Origin of the sequence: Paraburkholderia sp. CNPSo 3274 (assembly GCF_024206475.1) — a bacterium.
GTDB lineage: Bacteria > Pseudomonadota > Gammaproteobacteria > Burkholderiales > Burkholderiaceae > Paraburkholderia.
In genome coordinates this window covers 1-1000 of the sequence record NZ_JAMBPR010000226.1, presented here as the reverse complement: position 1 = coordinate 1000, position 1000 = coordinate 1, and the positions used below count along the sequence as shown (strand labels likewise).

Below are 1000 nucleotides of genomic sequence, written 5' to 3'. Positions count from 1 at the left end.
TCCGCTTCGTACATCTCGGCGAACAGTCGATCCATCTTCGCCAGCGCTTCGTTCGCCATTACGCGGATCGAACGCAACGGATGCGACTTGGGGACGAAGTCGTCCAGCTTGCGCACGGAAAACAAACTCTCGGTGAAAGTGTCGGCGCCGCGCATGATCTCCAGTGGGTAAGTGGTGGTTCATCTATCAACGCTTCACGAACTCTGCGCGATGACATGTTTCAGCGGTACTTCAGCAACCTGTTAAGCGTCGTGGCAGTTCGAGCGACCCTCGCGGCCACTGCGGGACGCCTCAATGACGAGGATTCGTATTGTTGTGCAATGTTTCGCGTCGCCTTGCATCGGTGGCAAGACATCGTGTCACCATTAATGGTTTTTTTGGTGGCCGATTGCCAGCAGCGGATGCGGCAATCTGTGCCTCAGCCCTCTAAACTTTTCTGAGCCGGATGCAAAGAATGCAGGTAGCGCTCCCATTGGAGGAGGCGATTCTCCATGCCAGGCAAGTGGCAGCGAATCGTCGCGTGCTTGTCGCGCTTATTGGCCAAGCCGACACATGCTGGTGGGGTGGACATATCGACAACTGGCACCCGGATGAGACGTTGTTTTCGTCGGGCGCAGCACTGAAGGGATACAGAAAGCTTGTAGATCGCTTCAAGAAGGGCAAAACGGCCAAAGCGCACGTACTGATGTTTCACAATGACGGCTCGTGCGGTGCAGTGATGCTAGGTGTCGAATCAAAGTAAGAGACTCGAGGGGGAGTGTCTGAATTTTTGTGTGCAAGGCAGATAAAAGCCTGCCGTCTGGCAGGCTCATCAATTGCATTCTACAAATGATTTCTGGTGAAGCGATCCTCGTAGAGGATCGCGAACTGGTTCATCGCGGCTTTCCAGTCATGCGCGGCACGGCTCCAGTCAGCCGTGATATTGCGCAAGGCCAGCCAGAGCAGTTTGGTCGCGGCCTCGTCCGTCGGGAAGTGCCCACGCGTCTTGACGATCTTGCGT

1 protein-coding gene and 2 pseudogenes are annotated in these 1000 nt (G+C 55.4%); 1 reads left to right on the top strand and 2 read right to left on the bottom strand.

Annotation, left to right across the window (positions count from 1 at the left end; genetic code table 11):
- Positions 1-155, bottom strand: a pseudogene (locus tag M3I54_RS44355) (IS5/IS1182 family transposase); the annotation flags it as partial.
- A gap of 299 nt (positions 156-454) precedes the next feature.
- On the opposite strand from M3I54_RS44355, the gene M3I54_RS44350 reads away from it, so the two are divergent.
- Entirely contained in the window at positions 455-742 is a 288-nt protein-coding gene (locus tag M3I54_RS44350; protein ID WP_254346728.1) for a hypothetical protein, read from the top strand.
- 80 nt (positions 743-822) lie between these two features.
- Here M3I54_RS44350 and M3I54_RS44345 read toward each other — a convergent pair.
- Positions 823-1000 (bottom strand): annotated as a pseudogene (locus M3I54_RS44345) (IS256 family transposase); the annotation flags it as partial.